The following is a 16,725-nucleotide window of genomic DNA, read 5'->3' on the forward strand; positions in this document are numbered from 1 at the left end:
GGGCTCGAAGTCACCATTGGATAATTTTAAAAATAACGGCGCTGTTGTTAAAAGTATTTGGTGGTTTTTTGCATCATTTCCGTGGGGGTAGGTGTTTGTTCTTCACCGCTCATATAACTGAATAAAGCGATAGATCCCAACAGGCTAAGCAGGGTCAGGATAATCATCAGCCAGGCCAGAATTTTTTCCCAGAGCAAGGTGATCCGTGCCGGACCATACTGATTACTGCCGCGATCGCCCGAACCAAAAACGATATAAAGCCATACAAAAATGTTTACTACCGGCAGTAAAAATAATAGCGCCCACCAGCCACTGCGGTTCATATCATGCAAACGGCGAACGGTCACCACTAAAGCGAAATACACATAGGCCAGAACCATGACCAGTACACCGATACTGGCCAAGCCTTGCAGTGAAATCAGCCAGTTGGGATCTAGAGAATGGGTAGAAATATTCACAATATCAATACTGAGACCCAGTGCAATACTGCCAAATAAAAAAATGAAATACAGAAATGCCGACCAGGCAATAAAGCTCAAGCGTCCGAAGCGGCCTTTCATCGACAGGGGATGATCCGATGCAGGCAGCGCAGGCGGGCTAAAGTAGGGAGATTCAGGCGATTTCATAAAGCGTATCCTGCTAAATCAGATGAAATAACCACAAGCGGTCAATTTTATTTTTAAGGGCTGTGCTACAGATCATACACATTTGCGCAGAAGATTCTGTACTGTAAGTTGTGGTTTATTTTGATTGAATTTGTATAAATAATCTACGACGAAAGCATGATTGCCGGATTTGAAATAAGCAGGCCATACTGCCATTATGCATAAAAAACAATCAACAACGCAGCATTAACCTCTCGTGATGAGATAGAACAAAATCAAGGAAGTGACCTATGCAAGAGATCTATCCAGTACCCGAAGAATTTAAAAAAACAGCACGTACGCTCGAAGACCAGTACTTTGAACGTTATCAATATTCTATAGAACAGCCAGATAAATTTTGGGCAGAACAGGCGCAACGTCTGGACTGGATCAAGCCCTTCACCCAAGTCAAAAATACCAGCTTTAACAAAGACGATTTTAAAATCGAATGGTTTGCCGATGGTCAGCTCAATGTCAGTGCCAATTGTCTGGATCGGCACCTGAAAGAACATCCTTATAAACCGGCCATCATCTGGGAAGGGGATCATCCTTCGCGGCACAAGATTATTTCCTTTGCCGAACTGCATGATGAAACCTGCCGTTTTGCCAATGTGTTGAAGAAAAATGGCATCCAGAAAGGCGACCGGGTCATGCTGTATATGCCGATGGTCTCTGAAGCCGCGATTGCCATGCTGGCCTGTGCACGGATCGGGGCGGTACATTGCGTGGTATTTGGTGGTTTCTCGCCAGATTCTCTGGCTAGCCGGATTGAAGACTGTCAGGCGAAAATGGTGATTACAGCCGATTCCGGCATGCGCGGCGGTAAGGCCATTCCGCTGAAAGCCAATGTCGATGAGGCACTAAAACTGGCAGGTACAGACTCGATTCAAAATGTAATGGTGGTACACCGCACCGGTAACCCGATTGAAATGCAGGAAGGGCGTGATCTGTGGTATCACACGGAAATTATGTCAGTGAATGACATCTGCCCACCGGAACCGATGAATGCCGAAGATCCGCTGTTTATCCTGTATACCTCAGGTTCCACCGGCAAGCCCAAGGGCGTGATGCATACCACTGGCGGTTATCTGACTTATGTCAACTGCACCTTCCGTGAAGCGTTTGATATCAAGCAGGATGATGTGTTCTGGTGTACCGCAGATGTCGGCTGGATCACTGGACATTCCTATGTGCTGTATGGGCCACTTTCGAATGGGACCACCACTGTGATGTTTGAAGGTGTACCGCAATATCCAAGCTGGGCGCGTACCGGACATATTGTCGATAAGCATAACGTCACCATTCTCTACACAGCACCGACGGCGATCCGCGCCATGATGCGTGAGGGCGATGCCTTTGTACGGGAAAGTGACCGCAGTAGTCTAAGAATTCTGGGTTCGGTCGGTGAGCCGATTAATCCAGAAGCCTGGAACTGGTATTACACCGTGGTTGGTGAAAGTCGCTGTCCAGTGATTGATACCTGGTGGCAGACCGAAACGGGTGGTTTCATGATTACACCATTGCCGGGTGCGACAGATTTGAAACCCGGTTCTGCGACACGGCCTTTCTTCGGCGTACAACCTGCGATTGTGGATGCTGACGGCAAGGAACTAGAGGGTGAAGCTGAGGGCAATCTGGTGATTAAGGATTCTTGGCCGGGTCAGATGCGTACCATTTGGGGAGACCCGGAGCGTTTTATCGAAGCCTATTTCTCGACCTATCCGGGAACCTATTTTACCGGAGATGGCGCGCGTCGTGATAAAGACGGTTACTACTGGATTACCGGCCGTGTCGATGATGTCCTGAATGTATCCGGACACCGCTTAGGTACAGCAGAAATTGAAAGTGCATTGGTGGCGCATGAATCCGTGGCTGAGGCCGCTGTAGTCGGGATGCCGCATGACATTAAAGGCCAGGGAATTTGTGCTTTTGTGACCTTGCAGGCTGATGTGGCCAGTTCAGATCAATTACGTGCCGAACTGGTCAGCTGGGTGCGCAAGCTTCTTGGTCCGGTAGCGACCCCGGATGCGCTGCACTGGGCACCGGCTTTGCCAAAAACCCGTTCCGGGAAAATTATGCGTCGGATCCTGAGAAAGATTGCCGCCAATGAACTGGACAGCCTGGGCGATACCTCGACCTTGGCTGAACCGCAAGTGGTGGATCATCTGATTGCCGAAGTACAGCGCAATACTGCTTAATCACTAGAATAAAAATACCGGCTGTACACAGCCGGTATTTTTATATCAGGAATAAGCTCTGCATGCTTTCGGATATAGTGACAGGCTGCAATCTGCTAAGCTCAAGCCATGCTGAATATAGGTCCAAAAACAATGAATATACGACAATCATATCTCGATCAGTTGCCCTTAGAGATTGCCCGGCAACTGGCTGAAACTTTCGCCCAGACTGCAGCAGAACGGGATAAACAGGGGGGGAATCCCAAAGCCGAACGTGACCTGATTCGCCAGAGTAGCTTGCTTGGCCTGTCTATTCCGAAGCACTATGGTGGTCAGGGTGCCGACTGGCAGACCATTTTTAGCACCATTCAGACCATTGCCCAAGTCGACAGTTCATTGGCCCATGTCTACGGCTTTCACCATTTGCTGATTGCGACCGTTCAATTATTTTCTCAACCTGAACAATATGGTGCGTGGTTTGAACAGACTGCCCAAAATAATCTGTTTTGGGGTAATACTCTAAATCCACTGGATCGTCGTACCACAGCCATAAAAGTTTCAGAAAACGAATATATTTTCCATGGTGATAAAAGCTTCTGCTCGGGTTCGATCGATTCAGATATGTTGTTGTGTTCGGGCTATAACGAAGCCGGAAAATTGCTGATAGGTGTGATTCCGACCCAGCGAGAGGGTGTGAGTTTTCTGGGTGACTGGAACAATATAGGCCAACGCCAGACCGACAGTGGTACCAGCCATTTTGAGCAGGTCAACATTCATGAAGATGAATTGCTGTTAAATCCAGGTCCACTGAGTACGCCGTATTCCAGTCTACGGCCTTTGATTGCCCAGCTGATTTTCGTGCATCTGTTTTTGGGCGTGGCAGAAGGAGCATTTGAAATCGCCAGACAGGGCGTACAGACCCAAAAAGCCTGGTCCAAATCACTGGCAGACGATGCAGTGAATGATCCTTTTACCCAGAAGCATTTTGCCGAGTTCTATGTACAGCTAGAAGGTGTACGCTTACTCGCAGATAAAGCAGTTCAGGGTTTACAGGCAGCCTGGGAGCTTGGGAATGATTTAAGTGCCGAACAGCGCGGTGAAGTCTCGGTTGCCATTGCCACAGCTAAAATTGCCGCAACCAATACCTCTCTCTATATTACCCAGAATATTTTCCAGGTGATGGGTGCGCGGGCCACCACGGCCAAGCTCAATCTGGACCGCTTCTGGCGCAATGTCCGCACCCAGACCTTGCATGATCCGATCGATTATAAGTATCAGGAAGTGGGGGAATGGGTGCTGACTGGAAAAGTGCCTGATCCAAGCTTTTATTCCTGATCTGAAAATAAAACAGCCTCTTTATCAGAGGCTGTTTTATTCTGGATGAAAAAGTTTGGTTTTAAATTTGCTTGAAAGCTTCAATCGCTCTTACACGAGAGACTTTTAAATCCACGATCGGTTTTGGATAATCCAGTTCAAGATCCGGATTTTTGGCATAGGGTTCATGAATAGATTTAGCATCCAGATGCGCCAGTTCCGGCACCCATTGACGGATGTAATCCCCATTTGGATCAAACTTCTGTGACTGGCTGACCGGGTTAAAAATCCGGAAATAAGGTACGGCATCCATACCGGTCGAGGCACACCATTGCCAGCCGCCATTGTTCGCCGCCAGATCACCGTCAATCAGATGCTGCATGAACCAGCTTTCTCCCAGACGCCAGTCTATCAGCAGGTTTTTACACAGGAACATCGCAGTAATCATGCGCACCCTGTTATGCATCCAGCCAGTGGCTCGCATTTGCCGCATGCCGGCATCGACAATCGGAATCCCGGTTTGTCCTTGTTGCCAGGCAGCCAGATCTTCAGGTGCATTGCGCCACTGGATATTATCGGTATTTTCCTTAAAAGGCTGATGCCTGGATACACGGGGAAAATCAAACAGGGTATGCAGATAAAACTCGCGCCACAGCAGTTCATCCAGCCAGGTCTGCTGACCGATATCATCAATCTGGAAATATCCATCCTTAAACAGGGTCTGCATACATTGACGGATCGAGAGAATACCAATATTCAGATACGGTGACAGGCGGCTGGTACCATCGACTGCAGGTAGATCTCGCTCGGTTTTATAATGAGCCATTTTATCCTCGATAAAATCATCGAGCAGCTCAAAGGCAGCTTGATCTTCCACAGGCCAGAGCTGGGCAGTATGATCGACAGAATAATCAGCCGCAAATTTTACCAGATCAAAACTGGTCAACTGAGCGGGTAATTCAAGCGGATCTTGAAGCTGAATGGCAGGATAGCAGCCCGGTATATTCTGAATCAGTCGTTCATAGCACTTTTTCTTGAATGCGCTATAGATCTGATAGGGCTGATTGGACTGATTGCGGATACTGGTCAGTGGAAACAGGCTGCGATCATGATACAGCTCGACCCGGATCTGCTGCTGTTCCAGCATCTGCTGTACCTGTGCATCACGTTGCAGTTCATGCACGCCCACTTCAATATTGGCATGTAGCGTATCAATCTGCAGTTTTTGGCACAGACTTAGCATTTCGGCAGACAGGTCTTGCCATAAGGGAACATTTAAAATGATTAATGGAATATTCAGCTGCGCTAACTGCTGCTTTAAGACGTCGAGGCGGCGCAGATAAAAATCGATTTTAATCCGGGCATCCTGATGCAGCTTCCATTGTTCAGGAGAGAGCACCACCAGTGCTATACAGCTGCCTTGCTGGGTGGCATGCCAGAGCGCGGCATGATCATGAATGCGGAGGTCTTGACGAAACCAGATCAGTTGCATTGTTAAAATTCTTGGAAAGTCGTTAGTGCAGAATTTTAAGGAATTGCTGGTCTCAAACCTAGCCAGACAACAATTTTATCACATAAAAAAATCCCCCAAGCCGAGCCTTGAGGGAGGGAGTGAGTCTGCTGAGATTTATTGGAATGATTATACGGGCTCAGCTTCTTCTTGCTGCACAGGCGTTGCCTGTTGTGCTTCAAGCTCACGGACCAAAGGCAGCACCTTCTGGCCAAAATATTCGACTTCTTCAATAAAATGCAGGAAGCCTGAGAGAATCAAATCAACGCCAACTTTTTTCAGTTCGATAATCCGTTCAGCAATCTGCTGCGGTGTCCCGATCAGATTGGTGCGGAACCCGTCATTGTATTGCACCAGATCTTTAAAGGTGGATTTGGCCCAGTTGCCTTCACCTTCCTGACTTGCTGCGCCGGCTTCACGGGTGGCCTCACCAAAAGATTTTACCGCCTGCACATTGGCCTTGCTGATAATTTCCTGCAAGACGGCCTGGGCTTCTTCTTCGCTATCGCGTGCAATCACAAAGGCATTTACACCAATTTTCACCGAGTGATGATTTGCCTTGGCTTTTTCACGAATATCATCGATCTGTTTTTTCAGCTCTTCCGGGGTATTGCCATTGGTGAAGTACCAGTCAGATACGCGAGAAGCCATATCACGTGCTGCCCGGGAACTGCCGCCCTGAAAGATTTCAATATGCGGTTTTTGTAGCGGTTTTGGACTCAGGGTATAGTCTTTGAATTGATAATATTTACCTTCAAAATTAAAGTTATTCTGGCTCCAGACTCCTTTTAGGCTACGGATAAACTCTTCCGAACGGGCATAACGCTCGTCATGTTCCGGCCATTCTTCACCAATGGCATCAAACTCACCGCGGAACCAGCCACTGACCACATTGATCGCGATCCGGCCATTGCTCAGATGGTCAATCGTCGCCAGTTGTTTTGCAGCCAGTGCCGGCTTCCATGGACCCGGCAGAATCGCGGCAATGACTTTCAGGCGTTCAGTTTTGGCCAGAATGCCATGACTGAAGCTGACCGATTCATGCTGGTTTTCTGCGTTATAGCCGGCAGTAAAACGGATCTCGGTCAGAGCATAATCAAAGCCTGCCTGTTCAGCGGTTTGTGTCAGACGCACGTTATAGTCATAGCTCCAGTCGGTGCGCTGCTCGATATTACTAACCACCAGGCCACCACTGACATTCGGCACCCAATAGGCAAATACGATATTTTTATCATTCGACATATTCATCACCCTCTGCAATGCTGTGTTCAAGCCACTTGAGTCTTTGGTGCTTTCTTGCTGTGCAAGCGCGATTCTGCGGCATCCAGGCTCGGCACGGCTGCTGAAGGCAGCACTTCTTCCTGTTCGATCTGCTTGTTAATGCCCAGATTTTGACTCGCTTGAATGGTTTTTTCTTTGATGACTTCAGCACGTTGTCCCTTGGCTGGTGCCCATTCAAGAATCGGCAATGCACGCGCCACAGCCAGGGTAATCCGGTCGCGGAGCAATTCACTGTGAATAGTATATTCAGGGGTGAAATCGCGGTCGGTGGCATAGACCCCAATCGGTAAAGTCTGTGCCTGAAAGAAGCTGAATAAGGGACGCAGTTGATGTTCAAGCACCAGCGCATGACGGTCACTGCCACCAGAGGCCGCCAGTAATACCGGAACATCGACCAGCGCCGTTTGCTCGACAAAGTCAAAGAAATGCTTGAACAGGCCGGTAAATGAAGCGCGGTACACAGGAGTGCCCACAATCAGCGCATCTGCGGCTTCTACTGCTGCCAGGTCATCCTGAACGCGTTGTGGCAACTGATTGCGGTAAATTGCACCGCCCAAGAGCGAACCAATTTCGCTAAATTTAATGAAATGCACATTGATCGGTGTCGCTTCACCCAGCTCATCCAGAATGGCCTGAACCAAGGCTTCGGTTTTTGAGGGATGATTTAAACCGCCAGATACGGCAACAATATTTAAGGGTTTTTGCGCATTAAAATTAGACATATTTAGAACCTGAAAAATAGGGATAATCTCGGAATGACCCTATTAATCCCGATTCAGCGAAGGGCTGTAAAATAACGAAAAGCTGAAAAGTTATCTGATTTTGCGATATACGACAAAGGCCTGATTTTTAAGGAAGGTTTTGTGGGTAAGTGAATGATATTTATATTTATATTGAACAAAGATAAGCTTTTTCAGTGAGGAATAAGTGATATATAAAAAAGTGATGAGAATTAAACAATTATTGCAATAGTGCAAAAATGGGCAATTTTGAAGAAAAACTGCATATTATTTTAAAAATTGTAGTGTCTTGCATATCCTTAACCGGGTTGTGTGGTTAGAATAGGGACTACCGTGCCAAGATCTCTCTCACGTTGCCTATGAATATTTTAATCGTTGATGATCATCCACTATTTCGTCATGCTTTGATTCAAGCTGTACGTTATAGCCTGCCACAAGCCCAGATTCATGAAACTGCGGCAGTCAATGAATTTTATGAACGTCTAGAAAATGGCCCTGAGCCTGATCTTGTGCTGCTGGATTTAAACCTGCCGGGCGCTTCCGGCTTTTCTGCCCTGGTGCATGTCCGCGCACAGTATCCGTCTTTACCGATTATTGTTGTGTCTGCACATGAAGAAGTCAGCATCATCCAGCGTGCGATCGCGCATGGTGCGATGGGCTATATTCCTAAATCTGCTCACCCAAGCCATATCGGTGAAGCGATTCGTGAAGTGCTAGAAGGTGAAATCTGGTTACCGCCAAATCTGCCAGCCAATATGAATTTTGATCCGCGTGCTGCCGATGAAACGGCTTTGGCAGAACGGATCCAGTCTTTGACGCCGCAACAGTTCCGGGTATTGATGATGGTGGCTGAAGGTTTATTAAACAAGCAGATCGCTTATGAGCTGGATGTGTCAGAAGCGACGATTAAAGCACATGTGACTGCAATCTTCCGTAAGCTTGGCGTACAAAACCGGACGCAAGCGGTATTGGCCATTAATGCACTGAATATTGAAGACCGCAAAATGTAAGTTCTGCATAGCCGAATTGAAAAAGACCTCCTTGGAGGTCTTTTTTTATGGGCGAAATCTGCAAAATTGTAGTGCAAAGGCCTGAGTCAGCTAGGCGATATAATCCTGTTTGCGGGTGAAATCATCACAAAACAAAGGATTTAAGGCACATTGCAATTCATCAATCTGCTCTTCAGTGACATAACCTTTCGATTTCAGATATTCCGCCACGTGATCATCACGCAGACTCAGGAAAGTCGCATCATAAACACCGAGATCGACAAACAGCGCTGCAGTTTCCAGACTGTTAAAACGATCCAGATAAACTTCATTGTCATACATCAGGAAGACATGTTCGTCGCGCGTATTCGGGTCGACATGTAAACGCTGCGCCAGCTCATGTGGGCAGGTTTTGATAAATAACAGATCAGACAGCTCATCGAACTGGCTGGTGTCCAGGCAATCTTCTTCATTTTTGACCTTACCCAGCCAGGCCTTAAAGACCAGTACTGCGCCACCACGCAGCAACATGCTCCAGATCTGATGACGGGTTTTTGCCGGAAGATCCTCTGTTTCAGCTTCTAAAGACTGAATCAGCTTGTCTTCCTGTTCAGCAATCTTTTCAAAGAGGCCCAGACCTTGCGGCTTGTAGGCATAAGGTTCGAAGACATCAAAATGTAATTCATCAAAGACTTGCAGTGCCAGGGGGACTGCACTCTGATACAGCGTTTCCAGTGCCTGATACTGGGCATCATTCAGCTTGCTGTATTTAAAGATCTGTGCCCAGTCAATGCTTGGCAATAAGGCGTTGGCGCCATATTGACGGTGAAACTGCTGGGTCTGATTCAGGCCTTGGTTTTGATCTATGTTCATGTGAAGAACTCCGATATGCAGAAATAGATCAGCGACCAAAAAAATTAAGGCTACATGAGATGGAAACTGATCGTTTCTTATTCCTCTATTTTTAGAGCCAAGTACAAGGGATAAAAATACGACTAAAGTTATAGTAGTGGAAAATTACTCTTTAATTTTTATTAAAAACAATAAGATAATTAATTGTAACTAAGTGTACACATGTACATTAATACATTCGTCAGTTTTTGCCATAGTGAATTAAAAAATGAGCATTTTGGTCAATTTATTCAGCTGTATTTTCGGCATATTTGCTGCTTTTAGCACATTAGAATAAATTTTATGCAAGCTAGGTAAGTTTATGTGGCAGTTGAGTATAAAAAATGCCCATTTCAGGGTGTGAAATGGGCATTGATCAGATCGTTATCTACTTAGGAGTCGGAAATTTTCAGTCCAGATAACCATGAACGTAATGAGGCCGGTTTCAGCGGTTTTTTCAGCAGAACAATGTTTAGCTCTTTTAGACGTTGCGGCAATTCCGGATCGGAATCGGCGGTAATCAACGCGACCGGAATATCCTTCGAACGATGTTCCAGAATGAAATCCAGACCGATCTTGTCCTGATTCAGATGTTGATCCACCAGCCAGACCTGAATATTTTCCTGCTGAATCAGCATGGCTGCTTGTTCAGGTTCAGTGGCTTTAAACACCTGATAGCCCCATTTGGTCAATAAGGTCGACATGCCTTCCAGAATGGTTTCATCATTATCCAGACACAGAATCTTAAAGGCCTTGCTCTTTAAAGGTACGGCCTGAACCGGTGCTGCGACAACTTTTGGTGCTTCGATCACAGGCACTTCAATCATAAAGCAGGAACCTTTACCCAGCGCAGAAGACACATGTACCGGATAGTCCAGCATGCTGGTCATGCGTTGTACGATCGCCAAACCTAGGCCCAGACCCTGTTCACCCCAAGGCGAGGTGTGGCCGCAACGTTCAAATTCCTGAAACAGTTTGATGCGCTGTTCTTCGGCAATGCCCGGGCCAGTATCCCAGACGCCAATACGGATATGATTCGGTCTGCTGCTCGAACGTAATACACCGACCACCACTTTACCTCTGGCAGTATAACGCAACGCATTGCTGACAAAGTTCTGGATAATGCGGCGAATCCATTGTGGATCGGTATCAATCCAGAACTGTGCATCATGCACACTGAACTTGATACCACGCTGTGCAGCGATGGATTTGAACTGGAGTTCCAGATCGCTGAGCAGGTCATGCAGCGGATAAGCCTGACGTTTCGGCTGAATGGTGCCGCCTTCCAGTCGGGCAATATCCAGCAGGGCAGACAACATGCTTTCTGCACCATGCAAAGCACGATCCAGTTGTTGTAAGGTCTTGCGGTCTTCATCATTCTGCACGCTTTGTTCGAGTGCGGTACTGAACAGGCGCGCGGCATGCATTGGCTGCAACAGGTCATGACTGGCGGCTGCAATGAAGCGGCTTTTTGACATATTGGCCTTATCGGCCTGTTCACGCGCCAGTTGCTGCTCGGACAATGCATGGGCCAGCTGCTGGGTACGGTCCTGAACGCGGGCTTCAAGCACGGCTTCATTTTCACGGAAGGCAGTAATATCGGCGAAAGTGGTAACGAACCCGCCGCCTTCGATCGGATTGCCGCGCATCTGAATGACGCGGCCATCTTTACGAATCCGTTCAAATTCATGGGCACTGCCGACCTGCATCCAGTGAATCCGTTTCCGTACATGTTCTTCAACCGAGCCCGGGCCACATTCACCACGTTCAGCGTTATAACGGATCAGGTCTGCGATTGGACAACCGACATAGACAATATCGGTCGGATAATCGAACAGTTTCAGATACTGATTGTTCCATGCGACCAGACACATGTTTTCATCGACTACGCTGACCCCTTGGGTCATGTGATCAATCATGGTCATGATCAGGTTCTGATTAAAGCGTTGCCATTGCGAGGCCTGATCGAGAATATTGGCGACCTGACCCAATGCCAAACCATTATTAACCATAGCTGTGGTCAACAGGGTACGTGCCGAGGCTGCCCCGATAGTCCCCGCCAGATATTGCTCAGTGAAACGCCACCACATGCCATTGGCACTGCTGTTTTCATTCAGTTCAACACTGTTTTGGGTGCAGAACTGCTGAAAAGCGCGGGTAGTGGGCCCTTCACCGGTAATGCGTTTGGCCAGGGTAATCAGGTCACCGACTTTTAAACGGGCGACATCCTGATGCGAATAGCTGACCTCGGTAGAAGGACTCTGCGAGGGTAGTGGCTTGGTTTCATAATAGAAGAAACTTTCGGCCTGAATCTGTTCGGCAATACTCGGACGGAAAATACGGGAAATCCAGATATACAGCAGGGTATTTAAGCCCAGTGCCCAGACTACTCCATGCGTCAGCGGATCAAAAGACTCAAAACCAATCAGGGCTTCCGGTCTTAACCAGTTCCAGCCAAAAGGACCTTGATTCAGCAAGCTTTGGCTAAAGCTGCTATAGGCTTCGGGCAGGCTGCGCAAAATGGTCGGAAACAGCAGGGTATAAGCCCACAAGGCAAAACCGGTCAACAGTCCGGCATAGACACCCTGTTTACTACCGCCACGCCAGTACAGGCCACCGATCAGGGCAGGGGCGAATTGTGCCACCGCACTAAATGCCAGCAGACCAAAAACCGAGAGCTGGTCAATATCATTAAAGAAGTTGAAGAACAGGAAGCCCATCAACATCACGCCCAGAATACAGACCCTGCGGGTAAATTTCAGTACCAGCGGCAAGCGTTTGTCATGCCGGGAAATCAGCTTTAAGCGCCACAACGCCGGCATGATCAGGTCATTACTGAGCATGATTGACAGTGCCACGGAAGACACCAGCAGCATCCCGGTAGAGGCAGAGAAACCACCCAAGAAGGCTAATAAAGTGAGCCAGTCCTGATTATAGCTGAGTGGCAAAGAGAGTACCGCCACATCCGGAATGGCCAGGTATTGTGGTGCAGCATGTAGCGCCCAGCTGGCAATGGGAATAATCGCCAGGGTAGTCAGAATCAAATAGACCGCAAACCAGCGCCGCGCACCGCGGATATGTTTTTCATCGCGCAGCTCAACCACCGCTACATGGAACTGGCGCGGCAGGCAGATAATGGCCAGTGCCGCCAGCAAGGTCTGAATCCAGAAACTTTGTGGTACGCCAAACAGTTGCACATCATGAAAAGTGGTACTGATATCGCTACTGATCTGTGCCAGATTTTCTGGTGCTTCAAACATAAAGAAACAGGCAACTGCCAACAGGGCAAAAAGTTTAACAAAAGACTCAAATGCCACGGCCAGCATCAACCCGCCATGCTGTTCAGTATTGGCAATCTGCCGGGTACCAAACATCATCGCCAGTATCGCCAGAACCCCAGTCAGAAACAGCACGCCATTGGTCGTGCCGGTTACACCTGCGGAAGGTTCCAGGATGACGGCGGCACTTAAGGCAATCGCACGTAACTGCAAGGCCAGATAAGGCACAATCGCTACCACCGCCAGAATGGTTACCAGCGAGGCGAGGGGACCACTTTTACCATAGCGTGCTGCGACAAAGTCAGCGATCGAAGAAATGGCATGATGCTGTCTCACCCGTCCCAGACGGCGCCAGATGTCATAGCCGACAGCAACAAAGAGTAGCGGACCCAGATAGATCGGCAGGAAAATAATCCCTTCACGTACCGCAGCACCCGTGGCGCCGTAAAAGGTCCAGGAGGAGCAGTACACTCCTAAAGTTAAACTAAACAATAGCATACGCCCACGGGTACTCAGCCGGCTGGCATGTTTTTCCCCGTAGAAAGCGCAGATAAAGAGTAATGCGATATAGAGGGCGAGTACCCCTATGATGAGCCAACTGTTCATATAGCCTGATGTGTACTGAGCATGCCGCTATGATAACGCATCGTGAACGCTACAGTTTAAATTGATCATTTTTTAACGACCAAAGTCTAAATTACAAGCACCTACGATTATTGTTAACTTGCAACAGTGATAATTCGAATTAAAAAATAGGCAGCCCAAGGTTGGGCTACAGGAGTAGTAATTATGGATGAGGTACAAGTAGATCGTATTCTACAAAATCCAAAATTCAAGGAAATGGTCCGCAAGAAAAGTATGCTCAGCTGGACGTTGACCGGCATTATGCTATTTGTCTATGTGGGTTTCATGTTGCTGGTTGGTTACAACAAAGAATTTCTATTGTCTTCAATTTCAGGTGGTGTGACTACGTGGGGTATTCCACTCGGTCTGGGTATCATTGTCCTGTCGTTTATCTTGTGTGGTGTGTATTCCTACATTGCCAATAACAAACTTGATCAATTGACTGAAGAAGCAATCCGTGAAGTCGAAGCGATTGCTCATGAAAAAGGACACCACTAAGATGAAATGGAATTCTCTTATTGCTCTTGCTGCAACTGCAATGGCCTCAGGTATGGCTTTCGCTGGTCCTGATCTGGGTGCAGCAGAACAGCAGGCGACCAACTGGCACGCGATTATCATGTTTGTGATTTTCGTCGGTGCAACACTGTTCATTACCAAATGGGCAGCGAAACAAACCACCAGCACCACAGATTTCTATACGGCCGGTGGCGGTATTTCTGGTTTCCAGAATGGCCTGGCGATTGCCGGTGACTATATGTCAGCAGCATCATTCCTGGGTATTTCCGCGATGGTGTTCCTGTCAGGCTTTGATGGCTTGCTGTATTCACTGGGCTTTATGGTCGGTTGGCCGATCGTATTGTTCCTGGTGGCAGAACGTCTGCGTAACTTGGGTAAATACAACCTGTCAGACGTAGTGTCTTTCCGTCTACAGGAAAAACCGGTACGTACCTTGGCTGCTTTAAGTTCACTGGTTGTGGTCGCGTTCTATCTGATTGCACAGATGGTGGGTGCAGGTCAGCTGATCAAACTTCTATTCGGTCTGAACTATAACATTGCAGTCGTGATCGTTGGCTTGTTGATGATGGCCTACGTGATGTTCGGCGGTATGTTGGCAACCACTTGGGTACAGATCATCAAGGCGGTGATGTTGCTGTCTGGTGCAACCTTTATGGCATTCATGGTTATGAAAGGTGTGGGCTTCAGCTTTACCAACATGTTTGAACAGGCGATTGGTGTCTACTCAAAAGTACATGACTTGAGCCTGACAGATGCGACCAAAATCATGGGTCCGGGTAGTCTGGCATCTAATCCGATTGATGCGATTTCTTTAGGTCTGGCATTGATGTTTGGTACCGCAGGTCTGCCACATATCCTAATGCGTTTCTTCACGGTAAAAGATGCCAAAGAAGCGCGTAAATCAGTCGTAGTTGCTACAGGTTTTATTGGTTATTTCTACCTATTAACCTTCATCATTGGTTTTGGTGCGATTCTATATGTATCGAACAACCCGCAATTCCTTGATGTTGCGAAAATGGCTGTGACTGGCAAGCTGGAGCTGGTGGGTGGTAATAACATGGCGGCGGTGCACCTGTCTGATGCAGTGGGCGGCGACCTGTTCATGGGCTTCATTTCTGCAGTTGCATTTGCCACGATTCTTGCGGTCGTTGCTGGTTTGACCCTGTCAGGTGCTTCAGCAATTTCGCATGACTTGTATGCCAACGTGTTGAAGAAAGGCCAAACCACGCCTGAATCTGAACTACGTATGTCTAAAATTGCGACTTTAGGTCTTGCGATCTTCGCGATGATTCTCGGGATTCTGTTCGAGAAACAAAACGTAGCCTTCATGGTCGGTCTGGCATTCTCTGTTGCGGCATGTGCCAACTTCCCGGTACTGGTATTGTCTATGTTCTGGAAAGGCTTGACGACACGTGGTGCAGTGATTGGTGGTGTTGCAGGTCTGGTAACCGCAGTAACCTTGATTGTGCTGTCTAAAGCAGTATGGGTCGATACTTTGGGTATTTCTGATACGCCAGTGAACCCGTTCAATGGTCCTGCAATCTTCGCGATGCCATTGTCATTCTTGTGCTGCTGGTTGTTCTCTGTGACGGATAATTCGGCACAGGCTCAGGCAGAACGCAAAGCCTTTGATGCCCAGTTTGTACGTTCACAAACCGGTATTGGTATCTCAGGCGCATCGGATCACTAAGATCTGCGCTACGCTAAAAAAGCCCCGTCAGGGGCTTTTTTTATGGAGATATCATCAAGTTTTTTCTTTAGGATAAATGCCGTATTGCATTGAGCTGGCTGGATTTGTGCAGTGTTATTTCAGTAATTTTCATACAAAGCGTATATCTGCAAGTGGCTTTGAGCATGCTATGTTAAAAGCTGTTAACAATAACAATGTATTCCCTACATGAAGATAGTAACAAGAATAGCAACAAGAAGGGCATTATGAAGCAATCTCTGCAGCAGTTCTGGAACAGCTTTACCCATTTGCCTTCGGCATGGCTGTTGTGCCTGCAATTGCTGATCTTGCTCTTGTCGGTATTGAGTTATGGAAGCATGTCTTATCGGGCGGGAACCTGGGTACTGGGTGTTCTGGTTTTGCTGGTGATTGCCAGAGTCATTCGCCAGACTCCGATGTTTACCATTTTAGGACTCAGCTTTGTCGCCGGCGCAATTCTCTTTTCCTCCCTGATTGTGCTGGGACTGCGTTATACCTGGATCCATGTCACCGCCCACCTGTTTGAAGCTGGTGCTTATTTTAGTGCAGCCTATGGCCTACTGCGTTATATGTTTCATGACCGTTATCTGACCAAGGATGAACTCTTTGCCGCTGGCGCAGTATTTACCTTGCTGGCCTGGGGCTTTGCCTTCCTCTACAGTATCTGTCAGCTGCTGGTGCCGTACAGCTTTTCAGACCCCGATCTGCAAGCCTATCAACCCTGGCTGGATCTGATTTTTCTTAGTTTCAGTGTGCAATCTGCAACAGGACTGTCTGATATCATGCCGGTCAGTCCGGTCGCACGGATGCTAGCCATTATCCAGATGTTTGTCGGGGTGATGTATCTGGCGCTGATTGTATCCCGCTTAATTGCCTTGCAATATATCGCACGTCTACCGCATAAAAAGAACGTGAAAAATAGAGAAAACCCGCCTGGGCAATGAGACTCATCCTTTTATTGTATTTGTTACAGTAACTTAACGGCTTTATTTTGTGTCACATCCTAAAATAGCAGGAGATCTAGCTCCCATAGACTGAATCTGTCTGATCATT

The 16,725-nt window shown here is 47.6% G+C and carries 12 protein-coding genes; 6 read left to right on the top strand and 6 right to left on the bottom strand.

The genetic code is table 11. The features are described 5' to 3' along the window. Positions 1 to 47 precede the first annotated feature (47 nt). Positions 48 to 626, bottom strand: coding sequence for a DUF805 domain-containing protein (locus tag Q9R21_RS07270; RefSeq protein ID WP_005108134.1), 579 nt, complete (start codon positions 624 to 626; stop codon positions 48 to 50). A gap of 269 nt (positions 627 to 895) precedes the next feature. Between Q9R21_RS07270 and acs the strand changes: the two genes are divergently transcribed. Beyond that, on the top strand, positions 896 to 2,842 hold the full coding sequence (acs, locus tag Q9R21_RS07275; protein ID WP_311204025.1) for an acetate--CoA ligase: 1,947 nt from the start codon (positions 896 to 898) through the stop codon (positions 2,840 to 2,842). A 132-nt stretch (positions 2,843 to 2,974) separates the two neighbouring features. After that, on the top strand, positions 2,975 to 4,156 hold the full coding sequence (locus tag Q9R21_RS07280; RefSeq protein WP_311204026.1) for an acyl-CoA dehydrogenase family protein: 1,182 nt from the start codon (positions 2,975 to 2,977) through the stop codon (positions 4,154 to 4,156). Positions 4,157 to 4,217: 61 nt separating this feature from the next. Here the strand turns inward: Q9R21_RS07280 and Q9R21_RS07285 are convergent, their stop codons facing one another. From Q9R21_RS07285 to msuE, 3 genes are all read right to left on the bottom strand, one after another. Next, complete coding sequence (locus Q9R21_RS07285) at positions 4,218 to 5,627, bottom strand: deoxyribodipyrimidine photo-lyase (protein WP_311204027.1); 1,410 nt, start codon at positions 5,625 to 5,627, stop codon at positions 4,218 to 4,220. A gap of 147 nt (positions 5,628 to 5,774) precedes the next feature. Beyond that, complete coding sequence (gene sfnG, locus Q9R21_RS07290; RefSeq protein ID WP_311204028.1) at positions 5,775 to 6,887, bottom strand: dimethylsulfone monooxygenase SfnG; 1,113 nt, start codon at positions 6,885 to 6,887, stop codon at positions 5,775 to 5,777. Positions 6,888 to 6,913: 26 nt separating this feature from the next. After that, positions 6,914 to 7,648, bottom strand: a complete 735-nt coding sequence (gene msuE / locus Q9R21_RS07295) for an FMN reductase (RefSeq protein ID WP_004281368.1) — start codon at positions 7,646 to 7,648, stop codon at positions 6,914 to 6,916. A gap of 377 nt (positions 7,649 to 8,025) precedes the next feature. On the opposite strand from msuE, the gene Q9R21_RS07300 reads away from it, so the two are divergent. Beyond that, on the top strand, positions 8,026 to 8,676 hold the full coding sequence (locus tag Q9R21_RS07300; protein ID WP_004281370.1) for a response regulator transcription factor: 651 nt from the start codon (positions 8,026 to 8,028) through the stop codon (positions 8,674 to 8,676). A 90-nt stretch (positions 8,677 to 8,766) separates the two neighbouring features. On the opposite strand, the gene Q9R21_RS07305 is transcribed toward Q9R21_RS07300, so the two are convergent. Together Q9R21_RS07305 and Q9R21_RS07310 are read right to left on the bottom strand one after the other, a co-directional pair. Further along, positions 8,767 to 9,528: a hypothetical protein gene (locus Q9R21_RS07305; protein WP_311204029.1), complete on the bottom strand. Its 762-nt coding sequence runs from the start codon at positions 9,526 to 9,528 to the stop codon at positions 8,767 to 8,769. 410 nt (positions 9,529 to 9,938) lie between these two features. Continuing rightward, positions 9,939 to 13,430, bottom strand: coding sequence for a PAS domain-containing hybrid sensor histidine kinase/response regulator (locus Q9R21_RS07310; RefSeq protein ID WP_311204030.1), 3,492 nt, complete (start codon positions 13,428 to 13,430; stop codon positions 9,939 to 9,941). A gap of 183 nt (positions 13,431 to 13,613) precedes the next feature. On the opposite strand from Q9R21_RS07310, the gene Q9R21_RS07315 reads away from it, so the two are divergent. The 3 genes from Q9R21_RS07315 (at position 13,614) to Q9R21_RS07325 (ending at position 16,616) form a co-directional block, all read left to right on the top strand. Then, positions 13,614 to 13,946, top strand: a complete 333-nt coding sequence (locus Q9R21_RS07315; protein WP_004281374.1) for a DUF485 domain-containing protein — start codon at positions 13,614 to 13,616, stop codon at positions 13,944 to 13,946. A gap of 1 nt (position 13,947) precedes the next feature. Then, positions 13,948 to 15,654: a cation acetate symporter gene (locus Q9R21_RS07320; RefSeq protein WP_004647269.1), complete on the top strand. Its 1,707-nt coding sequence runs from the start codon at positions 13,948 to 13,950 to the stop codon at positions 15,652 to 15,654. Positions 15,655 to 15,899: 245 nt separating this feature from the next. After that, positions 15,900 to 16,616 (top strand): ion channel, encoded by a 717-nt coding sequence (locus tag Q9R21_RS07325; protein ID WP_005105364.1) that lies wholly within the window; start codon positions 15,900 to 15,902, stop codon positions 16,614 to 16,616. Positions 16,617 to 16,725: the final 109 nt, after the last annotated feature.

It is taken from the genome of Acinetobacter sp. RG5 (assembly GCF_031844265.1).
Taxonomy (GTDB): Bacteria; Pseudomonadota; Gammaproteobacteria; order Pseudomonadales; family Moraxellaceae; genus Acinetobacter.

Excerpts from the sequence above, each read along its gene's own strand:
- Q9R21_RS07270 (WP_005108134.1), bottom strand. The coding sequence starts at position 626 with ATGAAATCGCCTGAATCTCCCTACTTTAGCCCGCCTGCGCTGCCTGCA.
- acs (WP_311204025.1), top strand. The coding sequence starts at position 896 with ATGCAAGAGATCTATCCAGTACCCGAAGAATTTAAAAAAACAGCACGT.
- Q9R21_RS07280 (WP_311204026.1), top strand. The coding sequence starts at position 2,975 with ATGAATATACGACAATCATATCTCGATCAGTTGCCCTTAGAGATTGCC.
- Q9R21_RS07285 (WP_311204027.1), bottom strand. The coding sequence starts at position 5,627 with ATGCAACTGATCTGGTTTCGTCAAGACCTCCGCATTCATGATCATGCC.
- sfnG (WP_311204028.1), bottom strand. The coding sequence starts at position 6,887 with ATGTCGAATGATAAAAATATCGTATTTGCCTATTGGGTGCCGAATGTC.
- msuE (WP_004281368.1), bottom strand. The coding sequence starts at position 7,648 with ATGTCTAATTTTAATGCGCAAAAACCCTTAAATATTGTTGCCGTATCT.
- Q9R21_RS07300 (WP_004281370.1), top strand. The coding sequence starts at position 8,026 with ATGAATATTTTAATCGTTGATGATCATCCACTATTTCGTCATGCTTTG.
- Q9R21_RS07305 (WP_311204029.1), bottom strand. The coding sequence starts at position 9,528 with ATGAACATAGATCAAAACCAAGGCCTGAATCAGACCCAGCAGTTTCAC.
- Q9R21_RS07310 (WP_311204030.1), bottom strand. The coding sequence starts at position 13,430 with ATGAACAGTTGGCTCATCATAGGGGTACTCGCCCTCTATATCGCATTA.
- Q9R21_RS07315 (WP_004281374.1), top strand. The coding sequence starts at position 13,614 with ATGGATGAGGTACAAGTAGATCGTATTCTACAAAATCCAAAATTCAAG.
- Q9R21_RS07320 (WP_004647269.1), top strand. The coding sequence starts at position 13,948 with ATGAAATGGAATTCTCTTATTGCTCTTGCTGCAACTGCAATGGCCTCA.
- Q9R21_RS07325 (WP_005105364.1), top strand. The coding sequence starts at position 15,900 with ATGAAGCAATCTCTGCAGCAGTTCTGGAACAGCTTTACCCATTTGCCT.